Here is a 19,688-nt window from a genome sequence, read left to right as displayed (position 1 = left end):
ACCCGAGCCCTGGCTTTACTCGTAGCCGAACGAGCGCACGCGCGCCTCGTCGTCGGCCCAGCCGGAACGCACCTTCACCCAGACTTCGAGGAAGACCTTGGCGTCCATGAGCTTTTCCAGCTCCTGGCGCGCTTCGGTGCTGATGCGCTTCAAGCGCTCGCCGCCCTCGCCGATCACCATGGCCTTGTGACCGTCGCGTTCGACCACGATGGTCACGGCGATCTTCATGAAGCGCTTGTGCTGCTTGCTCTTTTCTTCCTCGAACTTGTCGATGACGACGGTCGAGGTATAGGGCAGCTCGTCGCCGGTGAAGCGGAACAGCTTCTCGCGCACGGTCTCGGAGGCAAGAAACTTCTCGCTGCGATCGGTAAGCTCGTCCTCGGCATACCACCAGGGCTGCTCGGGCAGGTACTTGCCGACGATGCCGAACAGGCGCTCGATGTCGCCCTTGTTCTTGGCCGACATGGGCACGAATTCCGCGAACGGGTGACGTTCCTGCATGTCGCGCAGCCAGGGCGCGATTTCGGCGCGGCGGTGCACGGTGTCGAGCTTGTTGGCGACGAGCAGCGTGGGAATGCCGGGCTTGAACAGGCTCAGCACCTTGGCGTCGGCCAGCGTGAAGCTCCCGGCCTCAACCACGAACAGAATCAGGTCCACGTCGCCGATGGCACCCATCACGGTCTTGTTGAGCGACTTGTTGAGCGCGGTGCTGTGGCGGGTCTGAAAACCCGGCGTGTCGACGAACACGAACTGCGTGTTGTCCTTGGTGCGGATGCCGGTGATGCGGTGACGCGTGGTCTGCGCCTTGCGCGACGTGATCGACACCTTCTGGCCGACCAGCGCGTTCATCAGCGTGGACTTGCCCACGTTGGGCTTGCCGACGATGGCGATCAGGCCACAGCGCTGACCCGTGGTGTCCACAGGTGCGGCGGCAACTGCGGGAATGGCGGAGACAGCGCCCGGCTTGGCGCCCGCCAGCATGGCGTCCAGATCGGGGTTCAGCGCGTCGGCGGGAGATTCCGAGCCCTTGGGCGCCGGAGGTTTCGATGCATTTGTCATGCGTGTTTTGCTTTCAGTTTGGCAAGCAGAGCACCCGCCGCAGCCTGTTCGGCCGCGCGGCGTGATCCGCCCTTTCCGTGTTCGATCAGACCGAGCTCCACAATCTGACCTTCGACATCGAAAGTCTGATTGTGTGCAGCCCCCGCCGTTCCCACTACGCGGTACTGAGGCAGATGCATTTTGCGACCCTGCAGCCACTCCTGCAAGGCGGTCTTGGAATCCTTGGCAGCGGCCTGCTTTTCGGGGCTCAAGTCGACGCCTTCGAAGAAGCGATGCACCAGCGCCTGCGCAGTCTCGAAGTCGGCGTCGAGGTAGACGGCACCGATCAACGCTTCGACAGCGTCAGCCAGAATCGAGGGGCGCAGTTTGCCGCCGGATTTGGACTCCCCCTCTCCCAGACGCAACACGTCCGAGAGCTTCAGTCGCATGGCGATGCGGTGAAGGGAATCCTGCTTGACCAGATTCGCACGCATGCGCGAAAGATCCCCTTCGGGAAGATCCCGAAGACGCTGGTACAGCATGGTGGAGACCGCCAGACTCAGCACCGAATCGCCGAGAAACTCGAGACGCTCGTTGTGATCCGCGGAAAAACTGCGATGGGTGACCGCGCGCTGCAGCAGCGCGGGGGTCTTGAAGGAATGCTGCAGGCGATCCTGCAGGGCTTGAAGTTCAGTTGATAACACTACTTTGAAGAACCTTGGAACCGGTAGAGCAGAAACGCCGGCCCGTACAACGGAATTTCCTGGGTGTACTCGTACGTGACGAGGACCTTTTCATTCTGCTTGGTCACCTCCAGATCCTTGCCGGAAATGGAACGGATATCGTCAATCGCCGCAGCGCGGTCAAACGCGGCGCGCACACCGGCAACGGTGGTTTCCGCCGCAGCCTTGTTAACCGCCTTGTTGACCGCCTGCCACTCCATCAGCATCGGGAACGACTTCGTCGCCACATAGCCAATGGACACGAACACCACAAGAATGAACACCAGACTGACAAACGACAGGCCGCGCTGGCGCGAGCGTGGAGCGGAGATGCGATGCATTGCCATATCTGTGTTTCCCTCTTGAATTGAAATGTGAAAGCTTGATCCAGAAAATCAGTTGAATGAGCCGATGCGCTTGAAGTTGCCGAAATTCATCCAGATGAAGAAGGCCCGGCCAACGATGTTGGCTTCAGGCACAAAACCCCAGTAGCGCGAGTCCAGCGAATTGTCGCGGTTGTCGCCCATCACGAAATACTGGCCCTCGGGCACCTTGCAGGTCACGCCCTCGACACTGTAGTTGCACTGGTCGCGGTGCGCGAAGTTGCTCGCGCCCTGCACGAAGGCCGGCACATCCTTGTTATTCAGCACGTTGTGCGTCTTCTCGCCGATCTTTTCCTGGAACTGGCTGAAGTAGCGCATGGCATCTTCTTCAAAGAAGTCAGGCTGCGTCGTCGTGGGCACCGGCTTGCCGTTGATGGTCAGGCGCTTGTTCAGATAGGCCACCGTGTCACCGGGAGTGCCGACGATGCGCTTGATGTAGTCGACGCTCGGCTGTGGCGGGTAGCGGAACACGATCACGTCGCCGGGCTTGGGCTTGCTGCCCTCGGTGACGCGGGTGTTGGCCACCGGCAGGCGCAGGCCGTAGGTGAACTTGTTCACGAGAATCAGGTCGCCGACCCAGAGAGTCGGGTACATCGAGCCCGACGGAATCTTGAACGGCTCGAAGAGGAACGAGCGCAGCAGGAACACCACGAGGATGACGGGGAACAGACCGGCGGTCCAGTCCAGCCACCAAGGCTGCATGATCAGCTTCTGCTGCGCGGCCTGCAGGTCTTCCGCGCCATCGGGGCGGATGCCCATGCGCTCGAGTTCTTCGCGGCGCTGCGACGTGGAGGCCGCGAACAGTTCGGCGGCCTTCTTGCGACGTGGCAGGAAGTAAAAGCGCTCGGCCAGCCAGTAGACGCCCGTCACCACGGTGGCGAGCAGCAGCAGCAGCGCGAAATTGCCCTCGATCGCGCCCACGTACCAGGCGCCGATGTAGCCCACGAAGGCCGCGAGGATCAAAGATGTCAAAACTTGCATGGGCTGATGCCTTCTTCTTCCTGAATCGTCTTCTTCAATCTTCCACCTGCAGAATCGCGAGGAACGCTTCCTGCGGCACTTCGACCGAGCCGATCTGCTTCATGCGCTTCTTGCCCGCCTTCTGCTTTTCGAGCAGCTTGCGCTTGCGGGTGATGTCGCCGCCGTAGCATTTTGCCAGCACGTTCTTGCGCAACGCCTTGATGGTTTCACGGGCGATGATGTTGGCGCCGATCGCGGCCTGAATGGCCACGTCGAACATCTGGCGGCTGATGATCTCGCGCATCTTGGCCGCAACGGCTCGGCCACGATAGGTGGCCTGCGTGCGGTGGACGATGATCGACAGCGCGTCGACCTTCTCGCCGTTGAGCAGGATGTCGACCTTCACCACGTCGGACGCACGGTACTCCTTGAACTCGTAGTCCATCGAGGCATAGCCGCGCGAGACCGACTTGAGCTTGTCGAAGAAGTCCAGCACGATTTCACCGAGCGGCAGCTCATAGGTGAGCATCACCTGGCGGCCGTGGTAGGCCATGTTCATCTGCACGCCGCGCTTCTGGTTCGCGAGCGTCATCACCGGGCCGACGTACTCCTGGGGCATGTAGAGATGCACCGTGACGATCGGCTCGCGGATTTCCTCGATGCGGCCCTGCTCGGGCATCTTCGACGGGTTCTCCACCTGAATGACTTCGCCGTCACCCTTGACCACTTCATACACCACGCTCGGTGCCGTCGTGATCAGATCCTGATCGAACTCGCGCTCAAGGCGCTCCTGCACGATCTCCATGTGCAGCAGACCGAGGAAGCCGCAGCGGAAACCGAAGCCCAGCGCCTGCGACACTTCGGGCTCGAAGCGCAGCGACGAATCGTTGAGCTGCAGCTTCTCGAGCGCGTCACGCAACGCGTCGTACTGATTGGCTTCGGTCGGGTACAGACCGGCAAACACCTGCGGCTGGATTTCCTTGAAGCCCGGCAGTGGCGCCGATGCCGGCCCGGCGTTGTTGGGCAACTTCTTTTCCAGCGTGATGGTGTCACCCACCTTCGCGGCCTTCAGTTCCTTGATGCCGGCAATGATGTAGCCCACCTCGCCCGCCTTGAGCGAATCGCGCGGCAGCGTGGCGGGGGTGAAGACGCCGAGGTTGTTGGCTTCATAGGCGGCATTGGTCGCCATCATCTTGAAGCGCTCGCCCTTCTTCAGCTCACCATCGACCACACGCACCAGCATCACGACGCCGACATACGGGTCGAACCAGCTGTCAATGATCATCGCGCGCAGCGGTGCGTCGGGCTCGCCTTTCGGGGGCGGGATCTTGGCGACCACGGCTTCGAGAATCTCGTCGATGCCCATGCCGGTCTTGGCCGAGCAGGGAATCGCATCGGTCGCGTCGATGCCGATCACGTCTTCGACTTCCGCCTTGGCGTTGTCCGGATCGGCGTTCGGCAGATCCATCTTGTTGAGCACGGGCAGCACTTCCACGCCGAGGTCGAGCGCGGTGTAGCAGTTGGCGACGGTCTGCGCCTCGACACCCTGCGAGGCATCGACGACGAGCAGCGCACCTTCGCATGCCGACAGCGAACGCGACACCTCATACGAGAAGTCGACGTGACCGGGCGTGTCGATCAGGTTGAGGTTGTACGTCTTGCCGTCCTTGGCCTTGTACTGAAGCGCAGCGGTCTGCGCCTTGATGGTTATCCCACGCTCTTTCTCGATGTCCATCGAGTCCAGCACCTGAGCTTCCATCTCGCGTTCTGCAAGGCCTCCGCAACGCTGGATCAATCGGTCAGCGAGCGTGGATTTGCCGTGGTCGATGTGGGCAATGATCGAAAAATTTCTGATGTGGTTCATCAACGGGAAACGACAAGTATTTGAATTGCAAAGACGCGCACAAGAAAAAAGGGCGCGTCAAACAAGCGACGCGCCCTAAACCAACAATCTTTGGCAACTGCGATAGTTGGAGCTTCATTGTAGGCAAAAAGGCCTGTTCGGGAAGCCCATCCGACCGCAGTGGAGGGCCGTTGCCGCATTGCAACGGAGTGTTTATTCACAGGTTATCAACAATTCTACCACGATCTTCTTGAACAACTTGTGTGTGATCTGTGGACTGCTTGTGCATCAAACGCTCTCATCCCACATCATGAGGGGATGAGAATTTTTTATACACAAATTGATTGTAGAGTCGCCCCTATTCTATAGAAATCCGCAGAAAGAAAGTTATTGGCTTGCGTGGCGGAAACCGCAAAAAACCCGGAAACCTGACAACCTGATCCGTCAATTCTCTCCAAAAAGCCCCACTCCCGAGATCAGGAAGGGGGCTTGAAGACGGGTTGTCACAGCGGGGAAACCGTCCTGCGCCAGTCAGCGCGAGGGGCGGATCAGCGCATATTGAGCCCATTCGCCACGGCGATACAGCACATTGATGGGCTTGCTCTTGTCGGCCTTGGCCAGAACCGCGTCGAAGTCCTTCACGCTGTGCACCTCGGTGTTGGCGACGCTCAGAATCACGTCGCCTTCACGCAGGCCCGCGCGCGCGGCGGCATCGGCCACCTCGGTCACGCGCACGCCGCCTTTGAGCTTGAGTTCCTTGCGCTGCGCATCGCTGAGCTCAGCCACCATCAGGCCCAACTGCTCAGCGGCCGCGGATGCCTTGGGCTTGGCGTTGTTCGATCCGCCCTTGCCTGCCGCAGCCGTCTTTTCATCGGGCTCGACTTCAGCGATGGTGATTGCCAGATCGCGAGCCTGTCCGCGACGGTACACCGTGACGCTCGACTTGGTGCCGGGCTTGGTGTTGCCGACCAGACGCGGCAGGTCGACCGTCTTCTCGACCGCCTTGCCATCGAACTTGGTGATCACGTCTCCCGCTTCGATGCCGGCCTTTTCGGCGGGCGAGCCGACCTCGACGCCACGCACCAGCGCGCCCTGCGCCTTCGGCAGTCCGAGGGACTCGGCGACGTCCTTGGAGACCTGTTCGATCTGCACGCCGATGCGCCCGCGCGTGACGCGCCCGCTCGCGCGCAGCTGATCGCTCACGCGGATCGCCTCGTCGATCGGAATCGCGAACGAGATGCCCATGAAGCCGCCCGAGCGCGAATAGATCTGGCTGTTGATGCCAACCACTTCGCCGCGCATGTTGATCAGCGGACCGCCAGAGTTGCCGGGGTTCACCGCCACATCGGTCTGGATCAGCGGCAGGTAGTCACCCGTGTCGCGCTGCTTGGCGCTCACGATGCCTGCGGTCACCGTGTTGTCGAGGCCAAAAGGCGAACCGATGGCGATCACCCATTCGCCGACCTTCAAACGATTCACGTCGCCGACCTTCACAGCGGGCAGGCCAGTCGCGTCGATCTTCACCACGGCCACGTCGGAACGCTTGTCCGCGCCAACGATCTTGGCCTTGAATTCACGCTTGTCGGTCAGCGTGACGATCACCTCATCCGCGCCTTCGACCACGTGCGCATTGGTCATCACGTAGCCATCGCCGCTCAGAATGAAGCCCGAGCCGACGCCGCGCGGCTGCTCTTCGGGCTGCTGGTTGCGACGCTGCGGAGACTGCTGCCTGGGAAGGTTGGGGAGCGGCACGCCGAAACGCTTGAAGAACTCGCGCATCTCCTCGTCCATGCCGGCAGCGTTCTCGCCGGGCGTCACACGCTCCGTCGTGCGGATGTTCACCACGGCCGGGCCGACCTGATCCACCAGATCGGTGAAGTCCGGCAGGCCACGCGCGGCGGCCGCTGGCTGCGCCAAGGCAGACTGCATCGGCGCCATCGATACTCCGAGCGTCAGGGCCGTGGCGACTGCGAGCGCATATCCATGCAATGTTTTCTGATCAATCCTCAACATCTGAACCTCTCAAGGTATTCATTCGGGCGTTGGAAAAAAAGTCACTTCTTCTGTGAAGGATGCAGCGCCATTTGGTTCCCGCCACGCATTCATCGTTCATATTCGGCACGGTGTCGCCGCGCCGCGCCGCGCCGCGCCAAGAAAGAAGAACGCGGCGCACGCCCATCAATGCGGCAATTGCTTTATAGCCGAAGCAAAGAGGCGCAGCGTAGCCAGTGGCACTTCGCCGACCATGGTGACCCAGGCGTCACCCGCAACTCTTCCCGAGAGTGTGTGAGTCGCCCCGAGGCGCAGCTCCTGCCCGTTGTAGGCGTGGCGCTCTTCGTTGTAAGGCTCGAGAAAAACGGAAATGCTGGCAAGACCGTCGGAATAGACGCATTGCACGCTGGCCTTCGCCACATCCCCGAGCTTGCGCTTTTCCTCACAGCTCAGCAGCATGAATCCCTCAACGGGGACTGGCAGCGTCCAGCCGTGCGTCTCCATCGTGGTGGGCGCACGCGCGCCGGCGATGATGCGGTAACCCACGACGTCGTTCATCATGGATTCGATCTGCGCACCGCCCACGGGCGCCGTCAGTTCAAGTTCGGAAAAGACCGCCTGCTCGAGCACGCGGCCACCGGGCGTGATGGTTTGCCATTTCAGCACCAGCCCGCTCGCATGATCAAGCCAGACGCGATAGCCGAATCGCCATGCGTCGCGCGGACGCAGTTGCAGCAGATCGGCGTCTTTGCCCGCGATGCGTTCATGGCCACCGAACTGCGCAGCGTAATGCGCCACCAGCGCGTCGCCGCTGATGCCCTTGGCGCGTGCGAACTTGCGCGGCATTTCGCGCGACTCGATGCGCACCACGCGGTCATTGGGAGAGAAGGTCCGCACCTCGGCGTTCTGGCGATAGACGATGCGTGGCGTGCCGCTCAATGCCTCCAGCCGCTCGATCTGGCGATGGCCGTCGCACACGTGCCAGACGCGCGAGCTGCTCATCACGCCCGACGAGGTCATGACCACGAAGTTGCCACTGTAGGTATTCAGGTCGGTGGCCTGGCGCATGCGTTCGAGCCATCCGGGTACATCGAGCTGCTGCAGTTGTTCGTGCGACAGCTTCTGCAGCTGGCACTCCGGGGTCTGGACGGGAGAAGCCGCCGATGCGCCCAATGGAAGCGCCATGAACCAAGCGAAACAGACGCCGCTTGCAAGCAGCCGTTCGGCTCGCCGCCGATGCAGGGTCCACCGGCTCATCCACTGACCGCTCTTCATGCTTCTCAAAATTCAGGGCTCCATCATCCACAGCGCGATGGCAGATTGCCCGCCGTTCAGCGCGCAGGCGCCTCGAAGGTCGCGTTGCGCAGAAAGCCCGCAGGCATCTGCAAGGCGGATGTGCTGCCGTATTGTCGGTGTGCCGCGAGCAGTTCGTCGAGGCGTGGATCGCGGATCATCACCGGACCCTGCGCATCCTGCGCCGGCAGGCTCACGGCCACCGGACTGGAGACAGGCTGAGTCGCGGTCACCGGCGCAGCAGCCAACTGCATGCCTGCCTGCGCTCCGGGTTGCGTGGCGGACAGTCCGCTGTAGGCGTTCCAGCCGATCGTCGCCACCGCGGCCAGCGAGGCGAAGCCCGCCACCATCTTCCAGCGGAAGACTTCGCTGTTGGCGGCCTCCACCGGATGCTCCACGGCCACCGGCACCGCCGATGGATTCGTTCCCGTCACGGGGCGAGCGGCAGGCTCGGCGAGCGTCGGCGCGACCTGCACTGTCTCGCCGTTTTGCAACGGCGCGGACTTGGCCTCTTCGGCCCATTGGGCACGCAGTCGCAACACCATGTCGCAACTCACCGGGCGCGCCAGCTCCGAGGAGCGCAGCACGTCGCCGATGAGGTGGAACTCGTGCCACGAAGCACGACCCTCTTCGGAATCCACATAGGCCACGACCTGCGCGCATTGCGCGCTCACCAGCTCGCCATCGACCATCGCCGACAGCTGCTCACGCATCACAACATCGTCATTCATGGTGTCACCCGCATTCACTGCATTGCCTGTTCAGATATGCCTCACCAACGCTTACCCGACTGCTTCTCCAGAAGCGGTCGCACGCGCACCGAAATCGCTTCGCGCGCCCGAAAAATACGGGAGCGCACTGTGCCGATCGGACAATTCATGGCCTCGGCAATTTCCTCGTAACTCAGACCCTCGATTTCCCGCAGAGTCACCGCCTGACGCAAATCTTCGGGCAGCGCCTCCATGGCGGCGTTCACCGCTGCTGCAATTTCCTGAGCAGCCAGAACGGTTTCGGGGGTCTCGTCCGTAGTTAGTTCAAAAGGATTGCCAGAAGTTTCATCGTCGTCATCATTTGATCGCAAAGCGGTCTCGGTGATGATCGGATTGCGCTTGAGATCAACCAGCGCCTTCTTGGCCGTGTTCACCGCGATGCGGTAAAGCCAAGTGTAGAACTGCGCATCGCCCCGAAATTGGTGCAGCGCACGATAGGCGCGCAGAAAGGTTTCCTGAGCGATGTCCGGAATCAGGTCCACGTCCCGCACCATTCGCCCGATCAGGCGCTCGATGCGGCGCTGGTACTTCACGACCAGCATCTCGTAGGCTCGCTGATCACCCGCGAGCGTACGCTCGACCAGCTGCAGATCGCTGTTGGTTTCGGGAGCCTGCTCGGTTTGGGATGAGGTCATGTACTGATCGTTGTCGCGCAGAATGAATCTGGCATCTTTCCTGGTTCAAACTGATCGGTCAGCGCGGCGAAAGTTCGCCGATGGCGCGCGAATATACCGCACGCCGCAGAGCCAGCCAATGCAGCGGGTCGCTCTCGCGCTCCAGCCACAGATGGATGCCGCGCGCCGAGCCGAAGTGCCGCGCCTGCACCAGCAGCGTCGACTGAAAATCGAGCGTCACGCACAGACTCTCCAGCAGCACGGCCGCTCCAGAAGGAGACCGCCACTCCCATTGCAGGCCATCCCAGCGCAGCGTGCCTTCGCGGGCATTGGACCACCAATGAAAGGCTGCGGCCGTCGTCAGCGACCACAGAGTGATCGCGGTGAAAAGCTTGAAACCGGCCGTGGTGGATTCGTCGCCCAGCGCCCAAAGCAGCAGCAAGACCAGCTGCGGCACGGACAGAACGGCGAGTACTCCGCCCAGCCGAGGCGAACGCAGCAACCTGAACTGCAGCGCCGGAGCATGCAGATGGGGCCGCGCGCGTGCCGAAGCGCTCATCTCCCCGCAGCCATCGGGCCGCAGAGGTGAAGGGACGGCGTCGACATGCGGCCCTGCTGGTTCAAAACGTGACCAAGGCGCCGTCAGGCGCGCTTGAACACGAGAGTGCCGTTCGTGCCGCCAAAGCCGAAGTTGTTCTTGACGGCGATGTCGACCTTCATGTCACGGGCCGTGTTCGCGCAGTAGTCGAGATCGCACTCGGGGTCCTGCTCGAAGATGTTGATGGTCGGCGGAACCTTCTGGTCACGCAGCGCCAGCACGGTGAACACGCTCTCGATTCCGCCCGCGCCACCCAGCAGGTGACCGGTCATGGACTTCGTCGAGCTCACCACCATCTTCTTCGCGTGCTCGCCCAACGCGGCCTTGATGGCATTCGTTTCGTTGATGTCACCCAGCGGCGTGGAGGTGCCGTGCGCATTCAGATAATCGACCTGATCTGCGTTCACGCCGGCATTGCGCAGTGCATTGAGCATCGCGCGGCGCGGGCCATCCATGCTGGGTGCGGTCATGTGACCTGCATCGGCGCTCATGCCATATCCAGCCAGTTCGGCGTAGATCTTGGCACCACGCGCCTTGGCGTGTTCGTACTCTTCGAGCACCATCACGCCGGCACCTTCACCCAGAACAAAACCGTCACGGTCCTTGTCCCAGGGACGCGACGCCGTCTTCGGGTCATCATTGCGGGTGGACAGGGCGCGCATCGCGGCAAAGCCGCCCACGCCCAGCGGAGACACGGTGGACTCCGTACCACCAGCGATGACCACGTCGGCGTCGCCATATTCAATCATGCGTCCTGCTTCGCCGATGCAATGCAGGCCTGTTGTGCAGGCAGTCACCACCGACAGATTGGGGCCCTTGAACCCGAATCGCATGGACACATGGCCTGCCACCATGTTGATGATGGAGGCAGGAACGAAGAACGGCGTCACACGGCGTGGGCCGCGCGCAGCCAGTTCTGCGTGGGTATTTTCGATCAGCGGAAGTCCGCCGATGCCGGAGCCAATCACGCAACCGATGCGCGTGGCCAGGTCTTCCGACAGGGCTTCGCCAAGCGGCAGACCGGAATCCAGCACCGCCTGCTCCGCAGCCGCAATGCCGTAGTGGATGAAGCTGTCCATGGTGCGCGCATCTTTGGCGCTCATGTACTTTTCCACATCGAAACCCTTGACCTCACCCGCAATCCTGCAGGAGAAATTCGTGGTATCGAACTTCGTGATGAGGTCAATGCCGGATTGTCCGGCGAGAAGGTTGGCCCAGGCTTCGTTCACCGTATTGCCTACGGGAGTGATGCAGCCCAGACCGGTCACGACAACGCGACGACGGCTCATGCGTTCAAACTTTCTGCTGATCTTTCAAAAAACCTGATCAGGCCTTTTGATGGGTGTTGGCGTAGTCGATGGCGTTCTGCACCGTCGTGATCTTCTCTGCGTCTTCGTCAGGAATCTCGATGCCGAACTCATCTTCCAGAGCCATCACCAGTTCGACCGTGTCCAGGGAGTCAGCGCCCAGGTCGGCCACGAAGGCCTTTTCGTTGGTCACTTGGGACTCTTCCACACCGAGTTGTTCGGCAATGATTTTCTTGACACGTGCTTCGATATCGCTCATGGTTTCCCTCAGGGGGTTGTGAATGAATCCGCGATTTTAACTGCTTCGGACAATTACCCTAACAGCCAGCCGTACGGACGAGGCGGCACCAACCAATTTTCAATTACATGTACATGCCGCCATTGACGTGCAACTCCTGCCCCGTCACATAGCCGGCACCCTTGGATGCAAGATAGGCCACCGCATGAGCGATGTCGCTCGGCTGGCCCAGATCACCCATGGCAATCTGCGATTTCAGAGCAGCCTTCTGCTCGTCCGGCAGGCTTGCCGTCATGTCTGTCGCGATGAAGCCCGGAGCCACGCAATTCACGGTGATTCCACGGCTTCCCAATTCCCTAGCAAGCGCACGGGTCATTCCCGCCACACCGGCCTTGGCGGCAGCGTAATTGGCCTGCCCCGGATTGCCGGAAGCGCCCACCACGCTGGTGATGCTGATGATGCGCCCGAAGCGCTGCTTCATCATCGGACGAATAGCCGCACGACTTACTCGGAATACGGCTTTCAGATTCGTGTCGATGACGGCATCCCAGTCGCCGTCCTTCATGCGCATGGCGAGCGTGTCGCGGGTGATGCCAGCATTGTTCACGAGCACATGCAGGCTGCCGAATTCCTTCACGGTGGCGTCGATCAGTGCGTCCACGGCCTCGCCGTCGGTCACGTCGAGCTTCACGCCCTTGCCGCCCTTGGCAGCCAGCGCGTCGTTGATGCGCGCGGCACCGTCGTCCGACGTGGCCGTGCCGATCACGCGATAGCCGCGCTCGGCCAGTTCAGAGGCGATGGCGGCACCGATGCCGCGCGTCGCGCCCGTGACCAGCGCGATCTGTGGAGTTGTAGTTGTGTTTTCGCTCATGCCAGCAATTCTTTGGTTTCCGCCAGTGTGGCCGCATCGTAAATGGAAGCACCGACCATTTCAGCGTCGATGCGCTTGGTCAGACCGGCCAGCACCTTGCCCGGGCCACATTCGATGATATGCGAAACGCCGCGCGCCTTGAGTGCTTGCACACATTCCACCCAGCGCACGGGGCCAAAGGCCTGACGATACAGCGCATCGCGGATCTTCGCGGGATCGGTTTCCACCGCCACGTCGACGTTGTTGAGCACGGGGATCTGCGGGGCTCCGAGTTCAATGCCCGCAAGCGCCTCGCGCAGCTTTTCGGCGGCGGGCTTCATCAGGCTCGAATGGAATGGCGCCGACACCGGCAACGGCAGCGCACGCTTGGCACCGGCAGCCTTGAGCACTTCACAGGCCTTGTCGACACCGGCCTTGGTGCCGGCGATCACGGTCTGCGCAGGATCATTGAAGTTCACAGCCTCCACCACCTCGGTGGAACCCGTGCCGAAGCTCGCAGCGGCTTCCGCGCACCCGGCCACGACCTTGGCGGAATCAAGCCCCAGAATCGCGGCCATCGCGCCGACGCCGACCGGCACGGCCTCCTGCATCGCCGCGGCGCGCAGACGCACCAGCGGCGCGGCCTGCGCGAGCGTCAGCACGCCCGAAGCCACCAGCGCCGAATACTCACCCAGCGAGTGGCCGGCCACCGCCACGGGCAGCGCACCGCCTTCGGCACGCCACACGCGCCAAGCGGCGACACCGGCAACCAGCATCACGGGCTGGGTGTTGGTGGTGAGCGCCAGCGCTTCCTTGGGGCCTTCGTGGATCAGCTTGGCGACGTCTTCGCCAAGGGCGTCGGAGGCTTCGCGCAGCGTCTCGGCCACGATGGCGTTGTCGCCCCAGCCGTCGAGCATGCCGACGGACTGCGAACCCTGACCCGGAAATACAAATGCAAAGGTTTTGGACATCTTGAATCGGTATTTTTGTAGTTGTACGAATCCGCCCGCAGGCTCACCGTGAACCGGGGAGTCTGCAGCGGCTCCTTGCGCTCACAGCTTGAGCAGGACGGCGCCCCATGCGAATCCACCGCCCACGCCTTCGAGCAGCAGCGTCTGGCCGGGCTTGATCTGGCCCGCGCGCACGCCGTGGTCGAGCGCCAGCGGAATCGATGCCGCCGACGTGTTGCCATGCTGATCGACGGTGACGATGACCTTCTCCATCGGCAGCTTGAGCTTGCGCGCCGTGCTTTGCATGATGCGGATATTGGCCTGGTGCGGAATCAGCCAGTCGATGTCGGATTCCGTCATGCTGGCCTTCTCCAGCGTGGCGCGCGCGGCTTTTTCAAGCACTCCCACGGCCAGCTTGAACACCGCCTGACCATCCATCTTGAGCAGCGGATCACCCAGGATCTGACCGCCATAGACGTTGCCCGGCACACAGAGAATGTCCACGTGGCGGCCATCCGCATGCAGATCGCACGCAAGGATGCCGGGCTCGTCGGAGGCCTCGAGCACCACGGCGCCGGCGCCATCACCGAACAGCACGCAGGTCGTGCGGTCGCTGTAGTCCAGAATGCGGCTGAACACTTCGGCGCCAATGACCAGCGCGCGCGTGGCGACACCCGACTTCAGCATCGAGTCGGCCACCGTCAGCGCATAGACGAACCCGCTGCACACGGCCTGCACGTCGAATGCCGGGCAGCCGTGGATGCCGAGCTTGCCCTGCAGGATCGCGGCGGTGGACGGGAACACCATGTCGGGCGTCGAGGTCGCGACGATGATGAGGTCGATGTCTTCGGCCGTGATGCCGGCGGCCTCGAGGGCCTTGCGCGCGGCTTCCAGCGCCAGATCGCTGCTGGCCACGTCGCGTTCGGCGAAATGGCGTGCGCGGATGCCGGTACGTTCGACGATCCATTGATCGGATGTCTCGATGCCTTTTTCGGCCAGCTGGGCCACGAAGTCATCGTTGGTCACACGGCGCGGAGGCAGATAGCTGCCCGTGCCCGTAATACGTGAATAGCGTCTCATTAATATGTGGCCGACGTTGTGTATCGAACTAACTAAACAGATGCAGATGCCGCACCGGTCGCCAGCAGCGGAGCCGCATGGGCGACCTTGGTCCGGACGCGGTCAAGCAGATTGTTGCGTGCCGCATCATACGCCCGGTTGAGCGCATGCTCGAAGCCCACCGCGTCGGCAGAGCCATGGCTCTTGAACACCAGCCCGCGCAGACCCAGCAGCGCCGCGCCGTTGTAGCGGCGGTGATCCATGCGCTTCATCAGCGCAGATAGCACCGGATAGGCCACGATGGCAGCCATTTTCGTGAAGATGTTTCGCTTGAACTCGGTCTTCAGACCGCCCACGATCATCGAGGCGACACCCTCGGTCGCCTTGAGCGCGACGTTGCCCACGAAGCCGTCGCAGACCACGATGTCCACGACGCCCTTGAAAATGTCATTGCCTTCCACGTTGCCGTAGAAGTTCAGGTCACCCTGCGCACCCGCGCGGCGAAGCAGCTCGCCGGTCTGTTTGATGACCTCGTTGCCCTTGATGACTTCCTCACCGATGTTGAGCAGCCCCACCTTGGGCTGCTCGCAGTCCTGCAGCACCGACACCAGCGCGGAGCCCATCACCGCGAACTGCAGCAGATGCTCGGCCGTGCAGTCCACGTTCGCGCCCAGATCGAGCACCGTCGTGGCGCCCCCTTTTTCGTTGGGCATCTGGGTGGCAATGGCGGGACGGTCGATGCCGTCAAGCGTCTTGAGCAGGTAGCGGGCAATCGCCATCAGCGCGCCGGTATTACCGGCCGACACGGCCACCTGGGCCGCACCGTCCTTGACCTGCTGGATCGCCACGCGCATGGACGAATCCTTCTTGCGGCGCAGCGCCGTCTCGACCGAGTCCTCCATCGTCACCACTTCAGTGGCGGCAACGACGGTGATGCGCTCGTGTTTGAAATCCCGCAGACTGGCCTCCTGCCCCACCAGAAGCAGGCGGGCATCGGAATGTTGCTCGAGAAATTGGCGGCACGCGGGAAGCGTGACGCTTGGGCCATGATCGCCCCCCATGCAGTCGACAGCCAGTGTGATCATTTAGGCGAATTGTCAGACGGCAAAACCGTCCGAAAGAAAAAATACGGATGACAAAAACGACAAAAGCCCGCGCTACCGGCTTGTAGCAGCGGGCTTCGAAGTACCGAAAGCCTCGAAGATCAGGCTTCGGACTTGTTCTTCAGCACTTGACGGCCACGGTAGAAACCGTTGGGGCTGATGTGGTGACGCAGGTGCGTTTCACCAGTGGTGGGTTCCACAGCAGTGCCCGGAGTAGTCAGGGCATTGTGCGAGCGGTGCATACCGCGCTTGGATGGGGACTTCTTGTTTTGCTGAACAGCCATGGTGGCTCCTACGGTCTGAAAAGGGTTGGTAAAAAACGCGATCAGCCCATTAAAGACACGTGTGGGATTCGCGCGAAACCATTGATTATAGCGGAAACGGAAGCGCCGCTCAATTTCTTGTCCGAACACCGATGCGGGAGGCCGCGATCGGCATTCCGATCAGTGCTTCTTGCCGTCGTCCCTGCGCAGGCTGGCAAGGGCAGCGAACGGATTGGGCTTCTGGGCGCTGGCCTCTTCGAAGTCCTCGTCGCTGGACTCGAGCGTCACGGGCGTGGGGCATTCATCGTGGCGCGGCACGACCGGCAACTCCATGAGCAGCTCGTCTTCAATGAGCTGACGCAAATCGAACTCGCGGCTGATGACCAGCAAGTCTTCCTCGCATTCATCATCGAGCGCCTCGGCCGTGGCTTCATCCGCCACGAAGCGAAATTCCCGATCAATATCGAGGGGAACATCAACCGGCCCCAGGCAGCGCTGGCACTGCATCGGCACGGTCGCGTGCACGACCAGATGCATCCACACCTGCGCACCGAGTCCGGCCACGGTGCGGATTTCGCCGTCGGCCGTCCAGTCGACCATCAGATCCGGATGCAACCCCTTGGACTCTTCCGCGAGGCGCTTGTACTTGAGCAGCGAATCGTGGCGGGACAGGTGTCCACCGGCCTGAGCGAAGGCCTTGATGTCCAGCCGATCTGGGGAGTGTTCCTTTGTCATACGTGCAGTGTAAGAGAATCGGGGCATGCAGCAATCCACTTTCCCGTCCCGTCCGCTGATTTTGGGCTCCACATCGCGCTATCGCCGCGAACTGCTCGAGCGACTGCGCATCCCGTTCGAGACCGCCGCCCCTCATGTCGACGAAACGCCACAGCCCGGAGAAACCCCGCGCGATCTGGCCTTGCGTCTGGCCGCCGCCAAGGCACAGGCCGTGGCCCAGCAATTTCCTGGCGCCGTGGTGATTGGCTCCGATCAGGTGGCCGATCTCAACGGCAAGCCGCTCGGCAAGCCCGAAATCCACGAGCGCGCCGTCGCCCAACTGAAGGAAATGCGCGGCCATGCCATTGTTTTTCACACCGCCGTGTCCGTGGTCTGCCTCGAGACCGGCTTCAGCGCCATCGATGTCGCGCCCGTGCATGTGCGTTTTCGTGATCTGAGCGACGACGAGATCGAGCGCTACCTGCGGGCCGAGCAACCCTACGATTGCGCGGGCAGCGCCAAGAGCGAGGGCCTCGGCATCTCCCTGCTCGACGCCATCGACAGCGATGACCCGACCTCGCTGATCGGCCTGCCACTGATCCGCACCTGCCGCATGCTGCGCGCCGCCGGGCTGGTGCTGCCATGAGTGGCAACGCATCCACACCCAAGGGCACGCTTTATCTCGTGCCCGCGCCGCTCGATTTCGGCTGCGACAGCCAGGCGCCGCTCACCGACGCGCTGCCCGAGGGCACGCTCAGGCAAGCCGCTGGTCTCACGCACTGGATCTGCGAGAACGCCAAGAGCACCCGCGCCTATCTGAAACGCGTGGACGCCATCCATCCGCTCGCGAAGGTCCTGCAGGAACAGACGATCACCGAGCTGCCGCGCGAAGTCCACAAGAAAGGTGATCACGGCGGACGCGGCAACGCGCAGTTCGACGCCAAGCCGATGCTCGCTGCGGCACTCGCGGGCGAGGACATCGGCCTCATCAGCGAGGCCGGCATGCCGGCGGTGGCCGATCCGGGCAGCTCCGTCGTGCGCGCGGCGCACGATCTCGGCATCCCCGTCGTGCCGCTCGTGGGCCCTGTGTCGCTGCTGCTGGCCATTGCCGCCAGCGGACTCAACGGACAGAATTTCGCCTTTGTCGGATATCTGCCCCAAGACAACGCCGAGCGCGCCAAGCGCCTCAAGGACCTGGAGACGCTGGCCGTCAAGCACGGCCAGAGCCAGCTCTTCATCGAAACACCCTACCGCAACGCCGCCATCTGGCAGGCGCTTGTACAGGGCCTTCAGCCCAACACGCGCCTTGCGATCGCCAGCGGCCTGACGCTTGCCACGGCCAACATCCAGAGCCGCCCGGTCCAGCGCTGGCGCGACCTGCCCTGCCCCGTGGACAACCGCACTCCGACCGTGTTTCTGATCGGCGCGTGAAGCACGGAAGCACAAGCAACGCCCAAAGCAAAACGCAAAAAGCAAAAAGCAAAACGCAAAAAGCAAAAAGCAGAACGGCGCGACCTTCACAGGCCGCGCCGTTTTTCATTCCAGCCGGTGTTTCAGCGCAATTGCAGCGCCGATGACTGCAGCGACTTCGCCGCGCCCGCGCCCATCGCGGCACCGAAGCGCTTGACCAGACGCTCGGCCACGTTGTCCTTGCGGGTATAGTCCACCACCTCCTCGGCCTTGACCACCTCGCGGGCGACATAGTCGAGATTGCCCAGCTTGTCGGCCAGCCCCATCTCCACCGCCTGCTGGCCGGTCCAGAACAGTCCGCTGAACGTGTCGGGCGCCTCCTTCAGGCGGTCGCCACGGCCGGTCTTCACCACCGAGATGAACTGCTGATGGATCTGGTTGAGCATCTGCTGCGCATATTCACGCTGGTGTTCGGTCTGGGGGCTGAACGGGTCGAGGAAGCCCTTGTTCTCGCCGGCCGTCAGCAGGCGACGTTCCACGCCGAGCTTCTCCATGGTGCCGGTGAAGCCGAAGCCATCCATCAGCACACCGATGCTGCCGACGATGCTGGCCTTGTCCACGAAGATCTCGTCGGCCGCCGCGGCGATGTAATAGGCCGCCGACGCGCAGGTTTCTTCCACCACCGCGTAGACCGGCTTCTTGTGCTTGGCCTTCAGGCGCACGATCTCGTCGTTGATGATGCCCGCCTGCACCGGGCTGCCGCCGGGCGAGTTGATGAGCAGCACCACGGCCTGCGCCCCCGAATCCTCGAACGCGCTGCGCATGGCGGCCACGACGAATTCGGCGCTGGCCTCGTTGCCCGAGGCGATCTCGCCCTTGATGTCCACCACGGCGGTGTGCGGCGTGGTCTTGCTCGCGGTGCCGGCCTCCTTGGAGAACAGGATCACCGCTATCGTGATGATCACCAGCAGCCAGGCCAGCCGCATGAAATTGCGCCAGCGGCGTGCCGAGCGCTGCTCCTTGAGCGTCGACAACACCAGCTTCTCAAGCACCTCACGCTCCCAACCCGGAGTGCCGGACGCATTGGCGTGAGAAGGCACTCCCGCGGGCGTCGCTCCGCCCCACAGGTCCGGGGCTGCGGGCTCTGCGCTCTGTGACCCGGGGAAATCTGGACGTGTGGGATCGGTCATCAATCAAACTCTATTGGTTGCAAGTTGTCTGCGGTGTGCCAGCGAACGATGCCGTCCGCCTCGCTGAGCGGAATCTTCACCAGACCGCCACGGCACGGGCCGCCGCCGCATTCCCCCGTGTCGGGCCGATAGGCCGCGCCATGGGTGGCGCACAGCAGCCATTGCCCAGTGTCGTCGAAAAACTGATCCGGCTGGTAGTCCATTTCCATGGACACATGGGTGCAGCGGTTGAGAAACGCGTGCACCCGCCCCTCGAAGCGGATCGCGAACGCCCGGCAGTTCTCGCCCGCGAAGCGCACATCGAACGAGACGGCGCGGCCGCCATCCACCAGTTCGGCGCTGGCGCAAAGCTCAATGCCGGAATTGCCTTCAGTGGTGTTCATGCTGTATT

General features: G+C 62.4%; 22 protein-coding genes. 2 read left to right on the top strand and 20 right to left on the bottom strand.

The features are described 5' to 3' along the window. Window positions 1–15 precede the first annotated feature (15 nt). The 18 genes from era to ISG32_RS03180 form a co-directional block, all read right to left on the bottom strand. The gene (gene era / locus ISG32_RS03265; protein ID WP_194769555.1) at window positions 16–1,059 is read right to left on the bottom strand and encodes a GTPase Era; all 1,044 of its coding nucleotides are present in this window, start codon (window positions 1,057–1,059) and stop codon (window positions 16–18) included. After that, the gene (gene rnc, locus ISG32_RS03260; protein ID WP_194769554.1) at window positions 1,056–1,742 is read right to left on the bottom strand and encodes a ribonuclease III; all 687 of its coding nucleotides are present in this window, start codon (window positions 1,740–1,742) and stop codon (window positions 1,056–1,058) included. Before rnc ends, era begins: the two co-directional genes overlap by 4 nt. Further along, the gene (locus ISG32_RS03255) at window positions 1,742–2,107 is read right to left on the bottom strand and encodes a DUF4845 domain-containing protein (RefSeq protein WP_194769553.1); all 366 of its coding nucleotides are present in this window, start codon (window positions 2,105–2,107) and stop codon (window positions 1,742–1,744) included. Before ISG32_RS03255 ends, rnc begins: the two co-directional genes overlap by 1 nt. A gap of 48 nt (window positions 2,108–2,155) precedes the next feature. Further along, entirely contained in the window at window positions 2,156–3,124 is a 969-nt protein-coding gene (gene lepB / locus ISG32_RS03250; RefSeq protein ID WP_194769552.1) for a signal peptidase I, read from the bottom strand. 34 nt (window positions 3,125–3,158) lie between these two features. Next, on the bottom strand, window positions 3,159–4,967 hold the full coding sequence (gene lepA / locus ISG32_RS03245) for a translation elongation factor 4 (RefSeq protein WP_194769551.1): 1,809 nt from the start codon (window positions 4,965–4,967) through the stop codon (window positions 3,159–3,161). 510 nt (window positions 4,968–5,477) lie between these two features. Beyond that, complete coding sequence (locus tag ISG32_RS03240) at window positions 5,478–6,959, bottom strand: DegQ family serine endoprotease (protein WP_194769550.1); 1,482 nt, start codon at window positions 6,957–6,959, stop codon at window positions 5,478–5,480. Window positions 6,960–7,124: 165 nt separating this feature from the next. Further along, window positions 7,125–8,123, bottom strand: coding sequence for a MucB/RseB C-terminal domain-containing protein (locus tag ISG32_RS03235; protein ID WP_228529545.1), 999 nt, complete (start codon window positions 8,121–8,123; stop codon window positions 7,125–7,127). Window positions 8,124–8,269: 146 nt separating this feature from the next. Then, window positions 8,270–8,962, bottom strand: coding sequence for a sigma-E factor negative regulatory protein (locus tag ISG32_RS03230; RefSeq protein ID WP_194769549.1), 693 nt, complete (start codon window positions 8,960–8,962; stop codon window positions 8,270–8,272). A 41-nt stretch (window positions 8,963–9,003) separates the two neighbouring features. Then, complete coding sequence (gene rpoE, locus ISG32_RS03225) at window positions 9,004–9,636, bottom strand: RNA polymerase sigma factor RpoE (RefSeq protein ID WP_194769548.1); 633 nt, start codon at window positions 9,634–9,636, stop codon at window positions 9,004–9,006. A 58-nt stretch (window positions 9,637–9,694) separates the two neighbouring features. Next, window positions 9,695–10,174 carry a hypothetical protein gene (locus tag ISG32_RS03220; protein ID WP_194769547.1) on the bottom strand — a complete coding sequence of 160 codons (480 nt, stop codon included), beginning with the start codon at window positions 10,172–10,174 and terminating at the stop codon, window positions 9,695–9,697. Between the two features lie 83 nt (window positions 10,175–10,257). Then, on the bottom strand, window positions 10,258–11,502 hold the full coding sequence (gene fabF / locus ISG32_RS03215; RefSeq protein WP_194769546.1) for a beta-ketoacyl-ACP synthase II: 1,245 nt from the start codon (window positions 11,500–11,502) through the stop codon (window positions 10,258–10,260). A 37-nt stretch (window positions 11,503–11,539) separates the two neighbouring features. Next, the gene (gene acpP, locus ISG32_RS03210; protein WP_003058049.1) at window positions 11,540–11,779 is read right to left on the bottom strand and encodes an acyl carrier protein; all 240 of its coding nucleotides are present in this window, start codon (window positions 11,777–11,779) and stop codon (window positions 11,540–11,542) included. A 103-nt stretch (window positions 11,780–11,882) separates the two neighbouring features. After that, entirely contained in the window at window positions 11,883–12,629 is a 747-nt protein-coding gene (gene fabG, locus ISG32_RS03205) for a 3-oxoacyl-ACP reductase FabG (RefSeq protein WP_194769545.1), read from the bottom strand. Beyond that, window positions 12,626–13,579 (bottom strand): ACP S-malonyltransferase, encoded by a 954-nt coding sequence (gene fabD / locus ISG32_RS03200; protein WP_194769544.1) that lies wholly within the window; start codon window positions 13,577–13,579, stop codon window positions 12,626–12,628. Before fabD ends, fabG begins: the two co-directional genes overlap by 4 nt. Before the next feature lie 81 nt (window positions 13,580–13,660). After that, on the bottom strand, window positions 13,661–14,638 hold the full coding sequence (locus ISG32_RS03195; protein WP_194769543.1) for a beta-ketoacyl-ACP synthase III: 978 nt from the start codon (window positions 14,636–14,638) through the stop codon (window positions 13,661–13,663). A 32-nt stretch (window positions 14,639–14,670) separates the two neighbouring features. Then, window positions 14,671–15,702 (bottom strand): phosphate acyltransferase PlsX, encoded by a 1,032-nt coding sequence (plsX, locus tag ISG32_RS03190; protein WP_194769542.1) that lies wholly within the window; start codon window positions 15,700–15,702, stop codon window positions 14,671–14,673. A 119-nt stretch (window positions 15,703–15,821) separates the two neighbouring features. Next, window positions 15,822–16,004, bottom strand: a complete 183-nt coding sequence (gene rpmF, locus ISG32_RS03185; RefSeq protein WP_013519991.1) for a 50S ribosomal protein L32 — start codon at window positions 16,002–16,004, stop codon at window positions 15,822–15,824. 159 nt (window positions 16,005–16,163) lie between these two features. Next, window positions 16,164–16,718, bottom strand: a complete 555-nt coding sequence (locus tag ISG32_RS03180) for a YceD family protein (protein ID WP_194769541.1) — start codon at window positions 16,716–16,718, stop codon at window positions 16,164–16,166. Between the two features lie 25 nt (window positions 16,719–16,743). Here ISG32_RS03180 and ISG32_RS03175 point away from each other — a divergent pair, with 25 nt between their 5' ends. Together ISG32_RS03175 and ISG32_RS03170 are read left to right on the top strand one after the other, a co-directional pair. Then, window positions 16,744–17,343 (top strand): Maf family nucleotide pyrophosphatase, encoded by a 600-nt coding sequence (locus ISG32_RS03175; RefSeq protein ID WP_194769540.1) that lies wholly within the window; start codon window positions 16,744–16,746, stop codon window positions 17,341–17,343. Beyond that, window positions 17,340–18,128 carry an SAM-dependent methyltransferase gene (locus ISG32_RS03170; protein ID WP_194769539.1) on the top strand — a complete coding sequence of 263 codons (789 nt, stop codon included), beginning with the start codon at window positions 17,340–17,342 and terminating at the stop codon, window positions 18,126–18,128. The genes ISG32_RS03175 and ISG32_RS03170 overlap by 4 nt, the downstream gene beginning before the upstream one ends. Window positions 18,129–18,250: 122 nt before the next feature. On the opposite strand, the gene ISG32_RS03165 is transcribed toward ISG32_RS03170, so the two are convergent. After that, window positions 18,251–19,297: a S49 family peptidase gene (locus tag ISG32_RS03165; protein ID WP_194769538.1), complete on the bottom strand. Its 1,047-nt coding sequence runs from the start codon at window positions 19,295–19,297 to the stop codon at window positions 18,251–18,253. Continuing rightward, window positions 19,297–19,680: a Rieske (2Fe-2S) protein gene (locus ISG32_RS03160; protein ID WP_194769537.1), complete on the bottom strand. Its 384-nt coding sequence runs from the start codon at window positions 19,678–19,680 to the stop codon at window positions 19,297–19,299. Before ISG32_RS03160 ends, ISG32_RS03165 begins: the two co-directional genes overlap by 1 nt. Between the last annotated feature and the right edge of the window lie 8 nt (window positions 19,681–19,688).

It is taken from the genome of Diaphorobacter caeni (assembly GCF_015354245.1).
GTDB classification, from domain to species: Bacteria; Pseudomonadota; Gammaproteobacteria; order Burkholderiales; family Burkholderiaceae_C; genus Diaphorobacter_A; species Diaphorobacter_A caeni.
This window is presented reverse-complemented; position numbering and strand designations above follow the sequence as displayed.

What these genes read in the sequence shown, in the direction of transcription:
- era (WP_194769555.1), bottom strand. Translation starts at nt 1,059, where the DNA reads ATGACAAATGCATCGAAACCTCCGGCGCCCAAGGGCTCGGAATCTCCC.
- ISG32_RS03255 (WP_194769553.1), bottom strand. Translation starts at nt 2,107, where the DNA reads ATGGCAATGCATCGCATCTCCGCTCCACGCTCGCGCCAGCGCGGCCTG.
- lepB (WP_194769552.1), bottom strand. Translation starts at nt 3,124, where the DNA reads ATGCAAGTTTTGACATCTTTGATCCTCGCGGCCTTCGTGGGCTACATC.
- lepA (WP_194769551.1), bottom strand. Translation starts at nt 4,967, where the DNA reads ATGAACCACATCAGAAATTTTTCGATCATTGCCCACATCGACCACGGC.
- ISG32_RS03240 (WP_194769550.1), bottom strand. Translation starts at nt 6,959, where the DNA reads ATGTTGAGGATTGATCAGAAAACATTGCATGGATATGCGCTCGCAGTC.
- ISG32_RS03235 (WP_228529545.1), bottom strand. Translation starts at nt 8,123, where the DNA reads ATGGCGCTTCCATTGGGCGCATCGGCGGCTTCTCCCGTCCAGACCCCG.
- ISG32_RS03230 (WP_194769549.1), bottom strand. Translation starts at nt 8,962, where the DNA reads ATGAATGACGATGTTGTGATGCGTGAGCAGCTGTCGGCGATGGTCGAT.
- rpoE (WP_194769548.1), bottom strand. Translation starts at nt 9,636, where the DNA reads ATGACCTCATCCCAAACCGAGCAGGCTCCCGAAACCAACAGCGATCTG.
- ISG32_RS03220 (WP_194769547.1), bottom strand. Translation starts at nt 10,174, where the DNA reads ATGAGCGCTTCGGCACGCGCGCGGCCCCATCTGCATGCTCCGGCGCTG.
- fabF (WP_194769546.1), bottom strand. Translation starts at nt 11,502, where the DNA reads ATGAGCCGTCGTCGCGTTGTCGTGACCGGTCTGGGCTGCATCACTCCC.
- acpP (WP_003058049.1), bottom strand. Translation starts at nt 11,779, where the DNA reads ATGAGCGATATCGAAGCACGTGTCAAGAAAATCATTGCCGAACAACTC.
- fabG (WP_194769545.1), bottom strand. Translation starts at nt 12,629, where the DNA reads ATGAGCGAAAACACAACTACAACTCCACAGATCGCGCTGGTCACGGGC.
- fabD (WP_194769544.1), bottom strand. Translation starts at nt 13,579, where the DNA reads ATGTCCAAAACCTTTGCATTTGTATTTCCGGGTCAGGGTTCGCAGTCC.
- ISG32_RS03195 (WP_194769543.1), bottom strand. Translation starts at nt 14,638, where the DNA reads ATGAGACGCTATTCACGTATTACGGGCACGGGCAGCTATCTGCCTCCG.
- plsX (WP_194769542.1), bottom strand. Translation starts at nt 15,702, where the DNA reads ATGATCACACTGGCTGTCGACTGCATGGGGGGCGATCATGGCCCAAGC.
- rpmF (WP_013519991.1), bottom strand. Translation starts at nt 16,004, where the DNA reads ATGGCTGTTCAGCAAAACAAGAAGTCCCCATCCAAGCGCGGTATGCAC.
- ISG32_RS03180 (WP_194769541.1), bottom strand. Translation starts at nt 16,718, where the DNA reads ATGACAAAGGAACACTCCCCAGATCGGCTGGACATCAAGGCCTTCGCT.
- ISG32_RS03175 (WP_194769540.1), top strand. Translation starts at nt 16,744, where the DNA reads ATGCAGCAATCCACTTTCCCGTCCCGTCCGCTGATTTTGGGCTCCACA.
- ISG32_RS03170 (WP_194769539.1), top strand. Translation starts at nt 17,340, where the DNA reads ATGAGTGGCAACGCATCCACACCCAAGGGCACGCTTTATCTCGTGCCC.
- ISG32_RS03165 (WP_194769538.1), bottom strand. Translation starts at nt 19,297, where the DNA reads ATGACCGATCCCACACGTCCAGATTTCCCCGGGTCACAGAGCGCAGAG.
- ISG32_RS03160 (WP_194769537.1), bottom strand. Translation starts at nt 19,680, where the DNA reads ATGAACACCACTGAAGGCAATTCCGGCATTGAGCTTTGCGCCAGCGCC.